Consider the following 17,354-nt stretch of genomic DNA (forward strand, 5'->3'; position numbering starts at 1 on the left):
AAATTATGTAATAGTAGGACAAGGAATCTACTAAAAAAGGGGATGGGGAAATGTTTTCAAATATTGGCTTTCCAGGGTTAATTTTAATTTTAGTAGCTGTACTCATTTTATTTGGCCCTAAAAAATTGCCGGAAATCGGGAAGGCTTTAGGGGAAACGTTAAAAGAATTTAAAAAATCAACGAAAGAATTGACAGATGACGCATTTGAAGAGAAGGAAAAGAAGGAAAAAATGTGATGAATGTTCCTTGTAATGGATAAATAAAGTGTGGTGAACGAGATGGAAGATCGAGAAATGAGCGTAGTAGAACATATTGTTGAGCTTCGTAAACGAGTAATTTATACAGTTGTATCCTTTGTGATATTTTTAATTATTGGTTTTGCTTTTACGAAGGACATTTATTTTTGGTTAGTAAAAGATTTACCAATGAAATTAACTGTTCTCGGTCCAAGTGATGTATTGTGGATTTTTTTCTCAATTGCTACAGTGTTTGCTATTGTGTGTACAATTCCTTTTGCCGCTATACAAATTTGGTTATTTGTAAAACCGGGTTTACATCCAAATGAACAAAAGATGACGGTGATGTATATACCTGTATTGTCCATATTATTTATTGCAGGTTTATGTTTTGGATATTTCATTGTAATGCCGTTTCTATTTCATTTTTTAACTACGATAGGTAATGAAATGTTTAATACGATGTTTACTACAGAAAAATATTTTCATTTTGTACTTAATTTAACAGTGCCATTTGCTGTGATTTTTGAATTACCTGTAGTGGTGATGTTTTTAACGAGTATCGGACTTTTAACAGCAGAATTTCTTGTGAAAATAAGAAGATATGCTTATGTGGCTTTGATAATAATCGCATCGTGTATATCACCACCTGATTTTTTATCACATAGTTTAGTAGCGGTACCGCTTATTTGTATTTATGAAATTAGTATCGCTTTATCAAAAATTGTTAGCAAGCGAAAAAAGAAAAGAGAAGAAGAAATACATTCAAAAAGTGCCTCGTTATAAAGGCACTTTTTTATTTAGTTGTTATACTATGGCTATAAACGTATACAATATAAAGAAGAAAAAAATTATAGAATCTCCAAAATTTAGACAAACTTTGCGCTTTTATAAGTTTATACTGAATTTACTAAGTAATTTACGGATAATGAGATTCCCGTCTCAAAGGATATTTAAGACAGGGAATGGATTAGGTGGAGATGAGTAGAGCATAGATTTTTTAACCATAAGGACTACAGGAATTGTCTAAGGGTATTTTTGTATTCAATAGAGTCTCCACTATAAACAACGTGTTACAGCGTAAAGTAGAGGAAGTTCAAAAATCCAATGAAAAAGAGGATTGATATTGTGATTACGAAAAGTTTTTATTTCACTCATTCAACAGGGGATTGTATTAAAATATTCGAAATCCCTGTCCTACAGGCGCAGCATCCATTATCGTTTCTGATTCAGTCCCGTCTTCAATTATTTATCGCAAAAATTCAAAAACAAAAGCAACCAAGATTTTCGTATTCTTTCCGTGAATATTTACAAAATTGTTTGAAGTGGAATGATTATTTAAATGTATATAAAACAAATACTCTTGAAAAAAATGCATAATACAGAGTAGAGACAGGGTTAGGAACTCTGTCTTTTTCATTTTAGATATAAAAATATAATTAATTTGATGAAATTTCGTTCCAAATTGTTGAAAGCAATAGGAATACTAGTATAATAACAAGGAGAGCGTATTGGAAAGGGAAGAATATAATATGCAAAAAATTAAAATTGTAACAGATTCAACGGCAGATTTATCACAAGAGGTAATTGAGAAGTATGACATTCATGTTCTACCATTATCAATCTCTGTAAATGGACAAACATATTTAGATCGCGTTGATCTACAACCAGATGAATTTATTGAAGAAATGGCAAAATCAGAAGAACTACCAAAGACATCACAACCAGCTATGGGTACATTTATAGAAATGTACGAAAAGCTAGGGGAAGATGGGAGCGAAGTACTATCCATCCATATGACAGGTGGAATGAGTGGTACTGTTGCAACAGCAAATAGTGCTGCATCAATGACCGATACAAAAGTAACAGTTGTTGATTCTCAGTTCATTAGCCATGCATTAGCATATCAAGTAATTGAAGCAGCAAAAATGGCAAAAGAAGAGCGCTCACTAGAAGATATTTTAAAGCGAATTGAAGAAGTGAGAAAAAATACTCGCCTATATGTAGTAGTAGATACATTGGAGAACTTAGTGAAAGGTGGACGTATTGGTAAAGGGAAAGCGTTCATCGGTTCTTTACTGAATATCAAACCAATTGCAAACCTTGATGGTGGAGCATACAATCCTGTGACAAAAGTTCGTAGCCAGGGGCAGATTGTAAAGACACTAACTAAAATATTTGAACAGGATACAGCAGGGAAGTCTATAAAAGCTGTTGGGATTCCTCATGCAAAAGCAATTCCTTTAGCTGAAAGTATGAAAGCAGCGATTGAAAAAGCGAGTGGATTCGCACAATCTGAAATTTTCTATACAACTCCAGTTATTAGTACTCATACAGGTCCGGGTGCAATCGGATTTATGTATTTAGCAGAGTAATAAAAAAGCTACTTGAAAATGTATTTCAAGTAGCTTTTTTATGTGAAGAGAAAGTAAGAAATAAGAAGGGTTATACAGGCACTACCGCTAATGATATAGCGAGTCTGCAAATATTCTTTCATAGAAAACACCCTTTATCCCGCTATTTGTGGACAGTAAAACTCCCACCTCAAAATTCAGCTGGAGCAAAGAGGTTAGGGCTGCCCGTAAAAGCCCGATTGGTGAAGGCTAATAATCAGTGGGGGATGAAGAAAAAACCCACTGATTAAAGTTTCACTTTATGATTTTCTATATTATATGATGGATGTAGAAAATAAGTAGTTACGTTATATATGTAGCGTTTCAATTTTTTCATTTACTTGTTTATCATTTGTTGCGCTATTATAAGTAAAAGTTTGGCCTAAAAAGAGTACATGCAGTTGTTCCCACGGTAACATTCGTAAATTCCAATTATTTCGAAGTCTAGTTATTGCCTCACGAGGTGTTTCATCGGCGAGTGCAAAAGCTCCGTAATGCATGGGAATAAAATGTGTAGCGTTTAAATCTAAATAAGCTTGCACGGCCTCTTCAGGTGAAACATGAGATACTTTCATAAACCATTCTGGTTCATAAGCGCCAATTGGCATAAGAGCAATATCAATTGGGAATCGTTTTCCAATCTCTTTGAAACCTTGGAAATAGCCACTGTCACCGCAATAATAAATGGTTTCTGTAGTGTTCGTATTATCAATAATCCATCCACCCCAGTGGGAGGTATTCATATCAAATAATGATCTTCTCGTCCAGTGCTGTGCAGGGACAAAGTGGAAAGACACTTCATTAATGATCGTACTTTCCCACCAGTTGTATTCTTCTACCTTTGTGAATTTTTTACGAGTAAATAATTTTTTTAGCCCGATAGGTACAAGGTATAGAACATCATCATTTAGCTGGCGAAGTGTTGAAAAATCTAAATGATCATAATGACCGTGTGAAATAAGGACAATATCAATTTTAGGTAATTCTTCTATAGAGAGTCCAGGTTCTGTGAGTCTTGGAACTAGCTTTAATTTATTGGCCCATACTGGATCCGTTAATATATTAAGTCCATTCGTTTGGATAAGAAAAGTGGAATGCCCAATCCATGTGACAGTCGTTTTTTCAACATTACTTTGCAAAAATGCACTTTGTTTAACGGGTGATTGTTCTACTAAGAAAGAAAAATCTTTTTTGTTTTGTTTTCGTTCTTTTCGCCATTGTAAAAAAGAGCGAATTGATTTTTTTGTGCTAACATTATCCATATTTTCATAGCGCTTTGCCATGAACATCACCTCATTTACAATCGTTGTATTTGTATTGTACCGAAATGTTGTTAAGGAATACAGTATTTAACATGGATTAATGTTTAAGTAATTGTAAAAAAATAGGGGGAGTTATTTACAAATTTAACAATGAACTTTGTCTCGTAAATATAATGGTTAGAGAAATAATAGTAGTAAAATATATTTTGTCTAGTAATTCGGTTGAAATAAAGAAGTAACATACGTAAATTCGTACGATTTCGTGAACAAATGTAGTAAACAATTTTCTCGTAGTGTTAACTTTTGTTATTATGAACATAACCTATTTAAATTTAGGATAGAGAAAAGAGGTTTATAAATGAAGCATTATCAAAAAATAATTGGTCTTATGGTTGTATTTTGTCTCTTTGTACTTGCTGGATGTAGTGAATCAGGCTCAAAGCTTCGTAAACCGTTAAACTGGGACTTAGAAACATTCCAATTTACAAATCAGGATGGAAAACAATTTGGTACAAAAGATTTAAAAGGGAAAGTTTGGGTTGCAGATTTTATGTTTACAAGCTGTCAAACAGTTTGTCCACCAATGACTGCTAACATGGCAAAATTACAGAAAATGGCGAAGGAAGAGAAATTAGACGTTCAGTTTGTGTCGTTTAGTGTAGACCCTGATCTTGATAAGCCAGAGAATCTGAAAACTTTCATCCAAAAATTCACAGAAGATACGAGTAATTGGAACTTGTTAACTGGTTATTCATTAGAGGATATTACAAAGTTTTCAAAGGATAATTTCCAATCACTTGTAGATAAACCCGAGAACGGTCAAGTAATACATGGAACATCATTTTATTTGATTGATCAAAATGGAAAAGTAATGAAAAAGTACAATGGCATTAGTAATACGCCATACGAAGATATTATACGTGATATGAAGCGATTAGTGGATTAAAAAGAAGGGTGCATAGCACCCTTTTTTTTACATTAATCTATGGATAAAGTGTCATGTTGCTGCGGAAGTTTTGGTGCACGAATTTCTAACACACCATTTTGATAAGAAGCTTTCGCTGCTTTTTTATTAATTAAATACGGTAACTTAATCATTCTTGATGCTTCTGAAATGGACCGTTCTCGGCGATAATAGTTATGAGATGTTTGCTCTTCTGTCTCTTCAAGTATCTCTTCTTTCACAGAGACTTTTAAGTATTCACTTTGTATTTCAATTTGTATTTGTTCTTTTTGTATACCTGGTAGTTCAGCAGTAACAACGAGTTCCTCACCAACTTCATATAAATCTACAGGGAATGTTAATAAACGGTTTCCTTTTTGGAAAAAATGATTTAAATCAGCGATTACATTACGAAGTGGAGTTTGCTCAAAAAAATCATCAATTTGCTTTAAATAACTTCGAACTGGTGGGCGAGAAGAATCTTTTTTTTCTTCACTCATAGTATTCCCTCCTAGAAATCAATTTGCGATATCATATGACAAAAGCGGAGAAAGGTGAATGCCTAGTTTTCATGTTTTTATAAAAAATTGTTAAAAATGTGAAATGGAGTGATTTTTTTATAGTTTTTGGTCGCCATATTCAGTTGATTATGCTAGTATAAATAGGGTTGATATAGTAGTATAGAGACAGAATGAAAACCGAAAGAGGGTAAGAAGTATGTGTGGTTTTGTAGGATGTTTATGTGAAAACCCTAGAGGATTTTCAGAAACAGAAAAACATCAATTTGAAAATATGAACACGATGATTTTCCACCGTGGTCCAGATGACGAAGGATATTTTCGTGATGAACATGTACAATTTGGCTTCCGCCGTTTAAGTATCATTGACTTAGAGGCAGGACATCAGCCGCTAACTTATGAAAATGATCGATATGTAATTATTTTTAATGGTGAAATTTACAACTATGTAGAATTACGTGAAATGTTACTTGAAAAAGGTGCAACTTTTGCAACGCAATCTGATACAGAAGTTATTATTGCATTGTATGCACATATGAAAGAAAAATGTGTAGATTACCTTCGTGGTATGTTTGCATTTATGATTTGGGATCGTGAAGAAAAGAAATTATTCGGTGCGCGTGACCACTTCGGTATTAAGCCATTATATATCGCGCAACAAGGTGATACTACATTCTTCGCATCTGAGAAGAAAAGTATTATGCATGTAATGGAAGACAAAGGAGTTAATCCAAAGTCACTACAACATTACTTTACGTACCAGTATGGTCCAGAGCCAGAAACATTAACAGTTGATGTTAATAAAATCGAGCCTGGTCATTACTTCGTAAAAGAAATAGGTAAAGAGATGGAAATCCATCGCTACTGGAAACCTTATTTCAACGCTTCAAGCGCAACGAAAGAGGAGCATGTCCAAGCAATTCGTGATGTGTTATACGATTCAGTAAAAGTGCATATGCGCAGTGATGTACCAGTAGGTTCATTCTTATCTGGTGGTATCGATTCATCTATTATTGCTTCTATTGCAAGAGAAATGAATCCGAATCTATTAACATTCTCTGTTGGTTTTGAGCAACGCGGTTTCAGCGAAGTTGATGTTGCAAAAGAAACTGCTGAAAAATTAGGCGTTAAAAACCATAACGTATTTATTTCAGCGAAAGAATTTATGGATGAATTCCCAAAAATCATTTGGCATATGGACGATCCTTTAGCAGATCCAGCAGCTGTACCATTGTACTTCGTAGCGAAAGAAGCGCGTAAACATGTAACAGTTGTTCTTTCTGGTGAAGGTGCAGACGAGCTATTTGGTGGCTATAACATTTATCGTGAGCCAAACTCACTAAAAATGTTCTCTTATATTCCTAGCCCAGGTAAGAGCGTTCTAAAAGCATTAAGCGGTGCTCTTAAAGAAGGGTTTAAAGGAAAGAGCTTCTTAGAGCGTGGATGTACGCCAATTGAAGAGCGTTACTATGGAAATGCGAAAATCTTCCGTGAAGAAGAGAAAGCTGAATTAATGAAGTATTACGATGAAAGTGTTAACTATATGGATATCACGAAACCATTGTATAACGAAATTAAAGATTATGATGATGTAAGCAAAATGCAGTACATTGACATGTTCACATGGTTACGCGGTGACATTTTATTAAAAGCTGATAAAATGACAATGGCGAACTCATTAGAACTTCGTGTACCGTTCTTAGATAAAGAAGTGTTCGACGTTGCATCTAAAATTCCGACTGAATTTAAAATTGCTAACGGAACTACGAAAGCTATTTTACGTGAAGCAGCACGCGGAATTGTTCCAGATCACGTGTTAGATCGTAAAAAACTTGGATTCCCAGTACCAATTCGTCATTGGTTAAAAGACGAAATGCATGACTGGGCTATAAATATTATCAACGAAAGTAAAACAGAGCATTTAATCGACAAACAGTATGTATTAAACTTACTGGAAGCACATTGTGCAGATAAAGGCGATTATAGCCGTAAAATTTGGACTGTACTTGCATTTATGGTATGGCATCAAATTTATGTTGAACATAAATACGATACGAATAAGTTCCATGAAGAAACAAAACGTGCGTATAGCTTAGTTTAATAAGAAAAACCTTAAGATCGTATATGATCTTAAGGTTTTTTTCATAAATAGAACGTATTATTGATACAATAATAGTAAAAGGATGGACAACATATGATTACGTTTGAGAAAGTAACTGTAGAAAATGAAAGCGTTGTTAAAGAAATGTTCGGTTCGCATAGTTTAGGTGAGAAAAAGGTAAAGTATTGTGTAAAAGTGGATGATACATATATCGGTGTAATAGATTATAGTGTTCAAGAGGGAAATTCCATTTTATCTCAATTAATTATTCATTTTGACTATCAAGGTTACGGTTATGGCACAAATACGTATTTCACATTTGAAGAAATGATGAAACAAAGAAATGTGAAAGAGATAAAAGTGCTCCAAGAGGAATTGAAAGAGCGAGCTAAATCTTTCATAGAGAGCTTTGGTTTTATTGAGGTAGATGAAATGTATGTGAAGAAAATATAACGATGATTAGTTATGCGATAAAATAAATATAAGGCAGGTGGATGTATGACGATGACTTCTGGTCTTGTATTAATAGGAGGGTGTTTTATAGTAGCGGAGATAGGCCATATTTACATTCGAAGCAGAATGAATAAGAAAAGAAAGCCATATGAATTACAATATGTCCCTGTGTTTTTCATTTTATTTTGTATGCTTACTATATTACAAAACATGACTAACTTCCCACCACTTTTGAACATTTTTTTAAAGTTCGGCCTGTTATATAGCGGTGCCGGAATAGTTCTTTTATTTATTTTATTTTGCATACGTTATATACACTATCAATCGTACATATTTATATTAAATTGGTTAAAGCAAAATGATAGAAACCGCCTTACATAAGGTGGTTTTTTTATTTAGTATCATAATTGTTTATTTATCCCGCTATTTGCGGGCAGTAAGACTCCGACCTCAAAATTCAGCTGGAGCACAGAGGTTAAGTGGGAGATCAACTGCCCGTAAAAGCCCGATTGGTGAAGGCTAATAATCAGTGGGGGATGAAAGTGAGGTTAGGAGATAAATTAAACTCTAAAGTGTCTATTATTCGCTTCGTGCCAGGTGATGTTCGTATTTATCAAAAGAACTCATTCTCAGGTGTCGTATTAAACGATATTGGATTTAAACGACCACCACTACAAGATAAAGATGAATTTGCGATAAAAGGAATTACAAAAGAGCAAATTCCAAATGTGGACGGAAGATCCGCTCTTTAAGCAACGACAGGCTTCTAAAAATAATAAAGTATTCCAAGTAGATGAAGTAATTTGGAAAACAGCAGGCGGCATTAAAGCTGCAAACCTTATGTTAGATGATATTGAAAAATATTTTTTTAAATAAATAAATAAATAAATGAATAAATGAATTAGCACATCACCTTTACGAAGTGATGTGCTTTTTTATCGGCAAAAAATACAGAAAATTCCTTTAATTAAGTTGGTATAAGTTGTACAATAAAATCAATTATGAATAAAAGGAGTGGAAGAATGAAAGCTACTCATAAAGATTGGATCTTGTTCAATGGGAGAATTGTAAATACGAAGGAAGAACAGCCGATGGTCGCATTAGAAGAGCGAGGCTTTCAATTTGGTGATGGTATTTATGAGGTATTTAGACTGTACGATGGTAAGCCTCATTTATTAGATTTACATTTGGAGCGATTCTTTAATTCAATGGAAGAAATTAAACTAATTCCACCGTTTACGAAGGAAGAGTTAGTAGAAGAGCTACTTCAAATGATTGAAAAAAATCAATTTCAAGAAGATGGGAATGTATATTTACAAATATCAAGAGGTGCTCAAGCACGAAATCATGTATATGAAAAAGATCTACAACCGACATATTTTGCAAATATTGTTTCGTTCCCAAGACCAGTCGCTACGATGGAATCTGGTATAAAGGTAACAGTAGAAGAGGATATAAGATGGAAATTTTGCCATATAAAATCTTTAAATTTGCTACCTAATATAATGATTAAAAATAAAATAAACGAACAAGGCTACCAAGAAGCGATATTAGTTCGAGATGGAATTGTAACAGAGGGGTGTCATTCAAATTTCTTTATGGTGAAAAATAATAAATTGATTACACATCCGGCTGATAATTTTATTTTACATGGCATTACTCGTCACTACGTTATTACATTGGCAAAAGAGTTACATATTGAAGTAGAAGAACGAGAATTTTCATTACAAGAAGTATACGAGGCTGACGAATGCTTCTTTACAGCGACACCACTTGAAATATTCCCAGTTGTTCAAATTGGTGATGAGGAGTTTGGAAACGGCGAGAGAAGGCCAATTACGAAAAAACTGCAAGCTGCATATGAGGAAAGTATTAGTTTGTTTAAAGTGATCAATTAATAATGAAGAAAAAAGCTGGTATTCCCCCAGCTTTTTTTCATGATATAATTCAACCATAGGACAAGTTTTGAAAACGCTGTAAAAAGGGGATTTGATGTATGAATTATACAGATTTTAAAGAAGTAATTCACGGAAGAAGAAGCGTTAGAAAGTTTACAGAACAAGAAGTATCTATTAGTGATATAAAAGAGATAATTGATTGTGCTCGTTACGCACCGAGCGATACGAACTCACAAACGTGGGAGTTCTTGGTTATTATGAATCGAGAGAAAATTAAAGAAATTGAACAAATGACATGGGATGCATTACATAAACTTGCGGCAAAAGCAGCAGAAAATGGAGAAGAGAAAGCAGGGAAATTACTTACACGTTCTTTCGGACCGTATGCGACAGCTTTCTCTGAAGCGCCAGTATTAATCGTATGTTTGGCAACGCCATATGAATCAAAGTTTCGCGAAAAGATATTTGATCCAATTGCCTTCGTTCCTGATTCAGTTTGGGAAGAAGAAGGGATTAAGAGTAGTTGTTTAGCGGCACAAAACTTAATGTTAGCGGCACATGCGAAAGGGCTTGGCACTTGTCCAATGACAGGACCGGTATTGTTAGCTCAAGATGAACTGAGACAATATTTACAAATTGAGCCTGAAAAACAAATAAATATGGTTATTTCACTCGGATTTCCGAAAGATAAGCCGAAGAAACTTTCTCGAAAAGAAGTAGATGAGATTACAACATTTATTAACTAATAAATAAAAAAGACATTGTAACGATGTCTTTTTATTTTTTTGGATATTTTGGTGCGATTTTGGGCTAAAATGATGAATAAGGAAGAACTTCTATTTATTGCTTACAAAAAATTAATGTTCTATTAAGGAAATTATGATACAGTAATCGTGAGCAAGTTAGTATTTGTTCATGAAAGTGTTGAAAACTAGTTTGAAAATATTAAAATTATTTTTGTATAATAAATTATAATGAAATTACCGGGGGGATGAATTTTGAAGAAATTCATAATCGCTGGATTGTCTGTATTGTTATTAGTAGGCTGTGGTGCTCCAAAGGAAAAAGAGGATGCACAGTCAAATCAGGAAGAACAAGTTGTAAATGCAAGTGATGAGAATATGATTGTATTTCCTGAAGGAACAATGCCAGTTGGAGAAGGAAAAGTAAAAATAATTACACCAGATGGTACTTCTGAAAATGGGAATATACCAACTGTATTCATCAAAAAGGATACTTTAATTCAGCAAGTTGAATTAGAACTTTCTAATTTTCAAAACGATATAGAAACATTCGTTTTTGTAGACCAAGTGTATGCAGATAAACATCAAGTAACTAGTACAACACAGACAACAGTACAATTAAAAGAAAAGACTCTTGAGACAGGTAGTCATACGATTACTGCAGTTCAGTATGAAAACAATGATCCGAAAGGAAAAGTCATTAGCTTTAATCAAGCGACGTTTGAAACGAAGCCTGCGTCTTAAGAGGAATAAAAAGTGCACTACTCAAAAAAGTAGTGCACTTTTTTGTTTGGGTTGAATGATGTAATAGTGAATAATTTGTTCTGCTTTCTAGTAGTAATAAGTAGTAAGAAATCACTTATTACTACTATGACAGAGAAAGAAGTTGAAGATGTGAATCGGTTTGTTCGTATCGTCTTGATTAGTATGATGATGTCAGTAATTTGGTTTACTATACAAGAGGTTATTCAAATTACACTCAATTATCAAATCCACGATATGCTAATAGGAACAGTATGTTTTGTCTTTATTTATCGGTTTTATGATAAACTCGGATTGAGGTAAGTTTTACAAGAACAATGTAGGTATTTCATTTGAAATGTCGAATAGTACATACGATGTCGTAATAACAAATTTTCTATTGTTTACTGTGAAACAGAAGAAGGAGAGATTGTAGTTATGAAAAGAGCTCTTATAAACATTGATTATACATATGATTTTGTAGCTGAACAAGGTGCTTTAACTTGCGGAAAGCCGGGCCAAGAAATTGAGAAAGAAATTGTACATATAACGAAGCAATTCATTGAAAATGGAGATTACGTAGTGTTTGCGATTGATAAACATGAAGAGAATGATGTATATCATCCAGAAGCGAAGTTATTTCCTCCACATAATATAGCAGGTACAAATGGAAGAGACTTATTCGGTGAATTGCAAGATGTATACGAAAAAAATAAAAATGCTGAGAATGTAAATTACATGGACAAAACACGATATAGTGCATTTGCTGGAACGGATTTAGAGATGAAGCTTAGAGAAAGAGGGATAGAAGAAGTTCATCTTGTAGGTGTATGTACTGATATTTGTGTTCTTCATACAGCAGTAGATGCTTATAATAAAGGATTTAAAATTGTTGTTTATGAAAAGGCCGTTGCATCTTTTAATGCACAAGGACATGAATATGCACTTGGACATTTGAAGTCTTGTTTAAATGCAGAAGTGAAGTAAAAAAGAGGCCTTCCCAAAAGGCCTCTTTTTTACGTTTGTTTGTAACCTCCGTGAGAAAAAAGTATTAAATGAACTATTCGGTGTTATGTGAATATATTCCTTTGAACGAGGTGAGTATTGCAAAGTTGTTTATAAAAATTTCTATTGTAATCCCCATTTAGACTATTAAAAAGGGTATATTTATAGTAAATAGAAAAGGACATCTAAAATGGAAAGATTGATGAAAGCGTTATATTGTTAAAGATGAACAATGAATACAAATACATAGTTAAGAAAGTACGATTTAAGGTCAGGATACAGGCTGTTCCGAAAACAAGTGTTGAGATGATAAATATGCATTTACAATAAAACAGCTCTGTATGAAATTTTCATTAGTCAGGAAGTGGTTAGATGAGTGTATTAACGTATACTGAGGAATTTTTTAATTATGTGAGGGAGTTTTTAATTTTAAGGTTTTTCCTATTTGCTTTAGTTCTTATCATTATTTCTTTTGCCATAAACCGTACTATTGATTGGTTTTTTAGAAAGTCCAACTTTTTTGATGAAGAGGTAGAACAGACGATTCAAAGTGTAATTCGCTCTATTTTTAGATATATCATAATCATCAGTCTTATCATATATTTAATTAGCCAATTTGTAGATATAAAAAGTATTCTTGCAGGTGCAGGGATAGCGGGAGTTGTCATCGGTTTTGCGGCACAGCAGTTGCTAAAAGATGTAATATTAGGCTTTGCAAGATTAGCGGACAAAGAGTTTCGTGTTGGCGATTTTGTTACTTTTAACGGAACAAATTCAGGAACTATTGAGGAAATCAGTATTCGTTTTATGCAAATTCGTGAATGGTCAGGAAAACTTCTCACTATACCACATGGAGAGATCAGAACGATACAAAACTTTAATAAAGGATGGATGCGAGTGATTGAAAGGATCACGGTAAGCTATCAGGAAGATCCCACAAGAGTTAAGGGATTATTAGAGGAAGTCTGTGTGATTTGTAATGAAAAATTGGCTCACAGTCTTTATAGAGTAGAGGATGAGGCAGTTGAGCCGTTTAAATATGTTGGTGTTACAGACTTAAATCCTAATCTTAAATATATTGGATATGAATTTTGTATTACAGGTTTGATTAAGCCAGAAGATTATTTTGAAACTTCTAGACAAGTAAGATTTGAGTTAATGTCTATGGTTCATAAAAATCAAGTGCAAATGCCAGCAGCGAATATGTTCGTTACTACTGAAAGTTTACAGCATATTCATGGGGGACAATCTTTATCAGATAGTTAAAGAAAATTAGCTAATTTCTGTTTTCACTTAGAATTTGGATTTGAAGATCAGCAGATTTGAATGAGCTGTATTAGATATCTCCTAAAAAAAGTGATTTCAACATTTGGTACAGGTCAGTAACAAGAATTATGATGCTAAAAGTTGATATAGCAAAAAGAGCTGAAAGAATTCAGCTCTTTTTTGTTTGTAGAATTTAGAAATTTCTTAATGTTATAATGGTAGTTGGTGATGAGAATGAACTTTGAAGAAAAAGAGATGCATCGTTTAGAAGCATTAAAAGAAATTGCTGAGTTACTAAATGAAGCAACAAATTTACCGGAAATGTTAGAAAAAGTATTACATACATTGTTAAAAGTTATGAATTTACAAACAGGGTGGATATTCTTCATTGATGAAAATGGAAAGTATCGTATGCTTGTAGACCAAAACTTACCCCCGGCTCTTACGTGGCAAGAAAAGAAACCGATGTGTGAAGGAGACTGCTGGTGTGTAGAGCGTTTTGTGAACGGGAAATTGGAAAAAGCGACAAATATTATTGAATGTAAACGAATAGAGGATGCGATTGAATGTAATTGGGGAGAGACCGAAGATGTTACACATCATGCGACAATTCCGCTTAGGTCCGGATTAGAGAAATTTGGTCTATTAAATGTGGCTGAGCCTTATAAAACGCATTTTTCAGAGGAAGAGTTAGCGTTGTTAGAATCGATTGCATTTCAAATTGGAACGACAATACAACGTATTCAGTTAGTTGAGAAAGAACGTAAATACGTAGTTGTAGCGGAAAGAAATCGGTTGGCTCGTGATCTACATGATTCAGTTAAACAATTGTTATTTTCTATTATGCTAACAGCTAAAGGTACTCTAAATATGACGGAAGATAGAGACTTGCAAGAGATGTTGAACTATATAGGGGAACTATCACAGGAAGCTTTGCAGGAGATGACGCTATTAATTTGGCAATTAAGACCTGAAGGGTTAGAGAAAGGCTTAGCAGAAGCGATTCAAAATTACGGGAAGCTATTAGGGATCGAAGTGAAAGTTCGAATTGATGGGATGGTTTCAATTGGTGATGAAATAGAAGAGGTTTTATGGCGTATTAGTCAAGAAGCACTACATAATTGTAAAAAACATGCTTCATGTGAAAAGGTGCATGTTCTTTTAAGAATGGAAAATAACCAGCTACATTTTTACATAGAAGATAACGGAATAGGATTTATACAAGAGCAAGTAAGAAAGTCCGCACTTGGCTTAAAAAGTATGAAGGAACGTATACAGTTAATGGGTGGATCATTTCAAATAAAAACAGAGCTAAAAAAGGGTACAAAAATAGAAATTCAATTACCGGTTTGAAGGGGAGAAGAAGGGTGAAGATCAAGTTGCTACTAGTTGAGGATCATCATATCGTTCGAAGGGGACTCGTATTCTTTTTGAAGACGAGGAAAGAATTTGAAATTATTGGGGAAGCAGAAAATGGTGAAGAGGCATTATGTTTTGTACGAAAAGAAAAACCGGATGTCGTACTAATGGATGTATCTATGCCAAAGATGGATGGAATTGAGGCAACAAAACGTATTAAAGAATACGATGAGACGATAAAGATACTTATGTTAAGTAGTTTTTCAGAGCAAGATTATGTTTTACCAGCACTCGAAGCTGGAGCAGATGGTTATCAATTAAAAGAAGTACAACCTGAGCAACTTGTCGCTTCTATTATTGCCGTACATCAAGGGAACGCAAATTTCCATCCGAAAGTAACATCTGCATTAATAGGACGTCCTGCAGGAAAGAAAGAAAAAGAAAATCCTTTTTCTATGTTAACAAAAAGAGAGCAAGAGGTACTTCGTGAAATTACGAAAGGTAGAAGTAATAAGGAGATTGCAGCAGAACTTCATATTACGGAACAAACTGTGAAAACACATGTTTCAAATGTTTTAGCTAAATTGGAAGTAGACGATCGTACACAAGCCGCATTATACGCAGTGAAACATGGGGAGAAATAATAATAAGTATGAATAATCGTGTCACATGTTACGGCAGAATACATAGGAGAAATTAAAATGAATAGTGATGCCTAATAAAGGTTTTTCTTTTTTCAATAATTAGATACTTTGTATGTGGGCTTGTCGTTGCAACGACAAGAGGAAACACTACAAAATTTACAAAGCATTCGTGAAACAATTTCGATGAAGCGAATATAAAAAGCTCTTCAAATGAAGAGCTTTTTATATTGGTCAATAGTCTGTTGATATATCCTCTAAATCTACTTTGTCTAATTTCTACATAGAAATATGCCACTTACTTATAGTCATAATTTCTCATATTTAAAAACATTCCTTTTTTTATACCTCTATATATATCGCATATAAAATCAAAAAATAGCCTGATACATCCAAACACGTTTTGGATAATAATTCAAATATTGTTCAAAATTTTACAGTGTACTTATAAAATTACGTGTTATGATGAACATGTAATGATGATTGAACACTTAAATTTGGCACAATAATTAGCCAAAACAGTGAAGACAGAAGTTGTGAGATGAACTCATTAAAATTCTAAAACACTAAAGGGGAGATCACATATGAAAGCAGTAGTCGTTAATAAAAACAGCAAAGCAAACATTGAAGTTATTGAAAAGGAATTACGTCCGTTACGTTCAGGCGAAGCGTTAGTAGATGTAGAGTATTGTGGAGTTTGCCACACTGATTTACACGTTGCAAATCATGATTTTGGTAACACAGATGGCCGCATCTTAGGTCATGAGGGTGTAGGTATTGTTACGAAAATAGCTGATGATGTAACTTCACTTAAGATTGGTGACCGTGTAAGTATTGCATGGATGTTCCAATCTTGTGGACGTTGTGAATATTGCGTAACTGGTAGAGAAACATTCTGTCGTGAAGTTAAGAATGCTGGTTATACAGTAGATGGTGGTATGGCTGAACAGTGTATCGTAACAGCTGATTATGCGGTGAACGTACCAGAAGGATTAGATCCTGCTCAAGCATCATCTATTACATGTGCAGGTGTAACTACATATAAAGCTATTAAAGTATCAGATATTAAACCAGGTCAACCTATCGTAATCTATGGTTGTGGTGGATTAGGTAACTTAGCTATCCAATATGCTAAGCATGTATATGGTGCAAAGGTAATTGCAGTAGATATTAATGACGACAAATTAGCATTAGCAAAAGAGGTTGGCGCTGATATGACTATCAATCCAATTTCTCAAGGTCCTGCTGATAAAATTGTTCAAGAGGCGTTTGGTGGCGCTTATGCTGCTGTAGTAACAGCCGTTTCTAAAGTAGCATTCAACTCAGCAGTTGATGCAGTACGTGCATGCGGTAAAGTAGTGGCGGTAGGTTTACCAGTAGAAACTATGGATTTAAACATTCCGCGACTGGTACTAGACGGAATTGAAGTAGTTGGCTCTTTAGTAGGAACTCGTAAAGATTTAGAAGAGGCATTTATGTTCGGTGCAGAAGGAAGAGTAGTGCCGGTTGTCAAAACTTGTCATCTAGATGAAGTACAAGATGTATTCGAAGAAATGGAACAAGGTAGAATTCAAGGGCGTATGGTAATTGATTTTAAACAACATAATTGCGATTGTAAATAATTCACTTTGTTTAAATTATCATTAGTGCGAATCTCTTTAAATATAAAACAGGTAGATTTTAGGCATGAGTCTGGTATTGAACGAGGGCACTGAAAAACTTGCGTTTTTTATAAAAAAATTCATTATAGAGAAAAATAAGGCGCTTTTTGTTCAATTTTGAACAGAAAACGCCT

General features: G+C 34.0%; 19 protein-coding genes and 2 pseudogenes. 19 read left to right on the plus strand and 2 right to left on the minus strand.

Translation table 11 applies throughout. From position 1 onward, the window contains the following. The first annotated feature begins 50 nt into the window (after positions 1 to 50). The 4 genes from MR065_RS07955 to MR065_RS07970 all read left to right on the plus strand — a co-directional run bounded on the left by MR065_RS07955 (position 51) and on the right by MR065_RS07970 (position 2,611). Positions 51 to 236 carry a twin-arginine translocase TatA/TatE family subunit gene (locus MR065_RS07955; protein ID WP_000492440.1) on the plus strand — a complete coding sequence of 62 codons (186 nt, stop codon included), beginning with the start codon at positions 51 to 53 and terminating at the stop codon, positions 234 to 236. Between the two features lie 42 nt (positions 237 to 278). Next, positions 279 to 1,022, plus strand: coding sequence for a twin-arginine translocase subunit TatC (gene tatC, locus MR065_RS07960; protein ID WP_098266677.1), 744 nt, complete (start codon positions 279 to 281; stop codon positions 1,020 to 1,022). A 342-nt stretch (positions 1,023 to 1,364) separates the two neighbouring features. Then, positions 1,365 to 1,616: a DUF2535 family protein gene (locus tag MR065_RS07965; protein ID WP_141436467.1), complete on the plus strand. Its 252-nt coding sequence runs from the start codon at positions 1,365 to 1,367 to the stop codon at positions 1,614 to 1,616. Between the two features lie 152 nt (positions 1,617 to 1,768). After that, positions 1,769 to 2,611 (plus strand): DegV family protein, encoded by an 843-nt coding sequence (locus MR065_RS07970; RefSeq protein WP_098989842.1) that lies wholly within the window; start codon positions 1,769 to 1,771, stop codon positions 2,609 to 2,611. A gap of 326 nt (positions 2,612 to 2,937) precedes the next feature. Here MR065_RS07970 and MR065_RS07975 read toward each other — a convergent pair whose 3' ends face one another. After that, the gene (locus MR065_RS07975) at positions 2,938 to 3,912 is read right to left on the minus strand and encodes an MBL fold metallo-hydrolase (RefSeq protein ID WP_242213213.1); all 975 of its coding nucleotides are present in this window, start codon (positions 3,910 to 3,912) and stop codon (positions 2,938 to 2,940) included. Between the two features lie 337 nt (positions 3,913 to 4,249). Between MR065_RS07975 and MR065_RS07980 the strand changes: the two genes are divergently transcribed. Continuing rightward, positions 4,250 to 4,837, plus strand: coding sequence for an SCO family protein (locus MR065_RS07980; RefSeq protein WP_242213214.1), 588 nt, complete (start codon positions 4,250 to 4,252; stop codon positions 4,835 to 4,837). A 32-nt stretch (positions 4,838 to 4,869) separates the two neighbouring features. Here the strand turns inward: MR065_RS07980 and MR065_RS07985 are convergent, their stop codons facing one another. Continuing rightward, on the minus strand, positions 4,870 to 5,334 hold the full coding sequence (locus MR065_RS07985; RefSeq protein WP_242213215.1) for an Hsp20/alpha crystallin family protein: 465 nt from the start codon (positions 5,332 to 5,334) through the stop codon (positions 4,870 to 4,872). Between the two features lie 217 nt (positions 5,335 to 5,551). Between MR065_RS07985 and asnB the strand changes: the two genes are divergently transcribed. The 14 genes and pseudogenes from asnB to adhP all read left to right on the plus strand — a co-directional run bounded on the left by asnB (position 5,552) and on the right by adhP (position 17,181). Further along, positions 5,552 to 7,453: an asparagine synthase (glutamine-hydrolyzing) gene (gene asnB, locus MR065_RS07990; protein ID WP_097905143.1), complete on the plus strand. Its 1,902-nt coding sequence runs from the start codon at positions 5,552 to 5,554 to the stop codon at positions 7,451 to 7,453. A gap of 93 nt (positions 7,454 to 7,546) precedes the next feature. After that, entirely contained in the window at positions 7,547 to 7,906 is a 360-nt protein-coding gene (locus MR065_RS07995; protein ID WP_242213216.1) for a GNAT family N-acetyltransferase, read from the plus strand. Positions 7,907 to 7,957: 51 nt separating this feature from the next. After that, complete coding sequence (locus MR065_RS08000) at positions 7,958 to 8,287, plus strand: hypothetical protein (protein WP_242213228.1); 330 nt, start codon at positions 7,958 to 7,960, stop codon at positions 8,285 to 8,287. A gap of 152 nt (positions 8,288 to 8,439) precedes the next feature. Next, positions 8,440 to 8,782 (plus strand): annotated as a pseudogene (locus tag MR065_RS08005) (ABC transporter substrate-binding protein); the annotation flags it as partial. Between the two features lie 146 nt (positions 8,783 to 8,928). Further along, positions 8,929 to 9,804, plus strand: coding sequence for a D-amino-acid transaminase (gene dat, locus MR065_RS08010; protein WP_242213217.1), 876 nt, complete (start codon positions 8,929 to 8,931; stop codon positions 9,802 to 9,804). Between the two features lie 98 nt (positions 9,805 to 9,902). Then, complete coding sequence (locus MR065_RS08015; RefSeq protein ID WP_242213218.1) at positions 9,903 to 10,550, plus strand: nitroreductase family protein; 648 nt, start codon at positions 9,903 to 9,905, stop codon at positions 10,548 to 10,550. A 252-nt stretch (positions 10,551 to 10,802) separates the two neighbouring features. Further along, the gene (locus tag MR065_RS08020) at positions 10,803 to 11,291 is read left to right on the plus strand and encodes a putative periplasmic lipoprotein (RefSeq protein ID WP_098266683.1); all 489 of its coding nucleotides are present in this window, start codon (positions 10,803 to 10,805) and stop codon (positions 11,289 to 11,291) included. Positions 11,292 to 11,357: 66 nt separating this feature from the next. Continuing rightward, positions 11,358 to 11,612, plus strand: a complete 255-nt coding sequence (locus MR065_RS08025; protein WP_242213229.1) for a hypothetical protein — start codon at positions 11,358 to 11,360, stop codon at positions 11,610 to 11,612. Positions 11,613 to 11,726: 114 nt separating this feature from the next. Next, positions 11,727 to 12,275: a cysteine hydrolase family protein gene (locus MR065_RS08030; RefSeq protein WP_242213219.1), complete on the plus strand. Its 549-nt coding sequence runs from the start codon at positions 11,727 to 11,729 to the stop codon at positions 12,273 to 12,275. 390 nt (positions 12,276 to 12,665) lie between these two features. After that, positions 12,666 to 13,559, plus strand: a complete 894-nt coding sequence (locus MR065_RS08035; RefSeq protein ID WP_242213220.1) for a mechanosensitive ion channel family protein — start codon at positions 12,666 to 12,668, stop codon at positions 13,557 to 13,559. 234 nt (positions 13,560 to 13,793) lie between these two features. Continuing rightward, positions 13,794 to 14,912, plus strand: coding sequence for a GAF domain-containing sensor histidine kinase (locus tag MR065_RS08040; RefSeq protein ID WP_472927159.1), 1,119 nt, complete (start codon positions 13,794 to 13,796; stop codon positions 14,910 to 14,912). Between the two features lie 14 nt (positions 14,913 to 14,926). Continuing rightward, the gene (locus tag MR065_RS08045) at positions 14,927 to 15,562 is read left to right on the plus strand and encodes a response regulator (RefSeq protein WP_242213221.1); all 636 of its coding nucleotides are present in this window, start codon (positions 14,927 to 14,929) and stop codon (positions 15,560 to 15,562) included. A gap of 99 nt (positions 15,563 to 15,661) precedes the next feature. After that, positions 15,662 to 15,760, plus strand: a pseudogene (locus MR065_RS08050) (MurR/RpiR family transcriptional regulator); the annotation flags it as partial. 383 nt (positions 15,761 to 16,143) lie between these two features. Then, the gene (gene adhP / locus MR065_RS08055) at positions 16,144 to 17,181 is read left to right on the plus strand and encodes an alcohol dehydrogenase AdhP (protein ID WP_242213222.1); all 1,038 of its coding nucleotides are present in this window, start codon (positions 16,144 to 16,146) and stop codon (positions 17,179 to 17,181) included. Positions 17,182 to 17,354: the final 173 nt, after the last annotated feature.

It is taken from the genome of Bacillus cereus group sp. BfR-BA-01383 (assembly GCF_022663495.1).
GTDB classification, from domain to species: domain Bacteria; phylum Bacillota; class Bacilli; order Bacillales; family Bacillaceae_G; genus Bacillus_A; species Bacillus_A cereus_AU.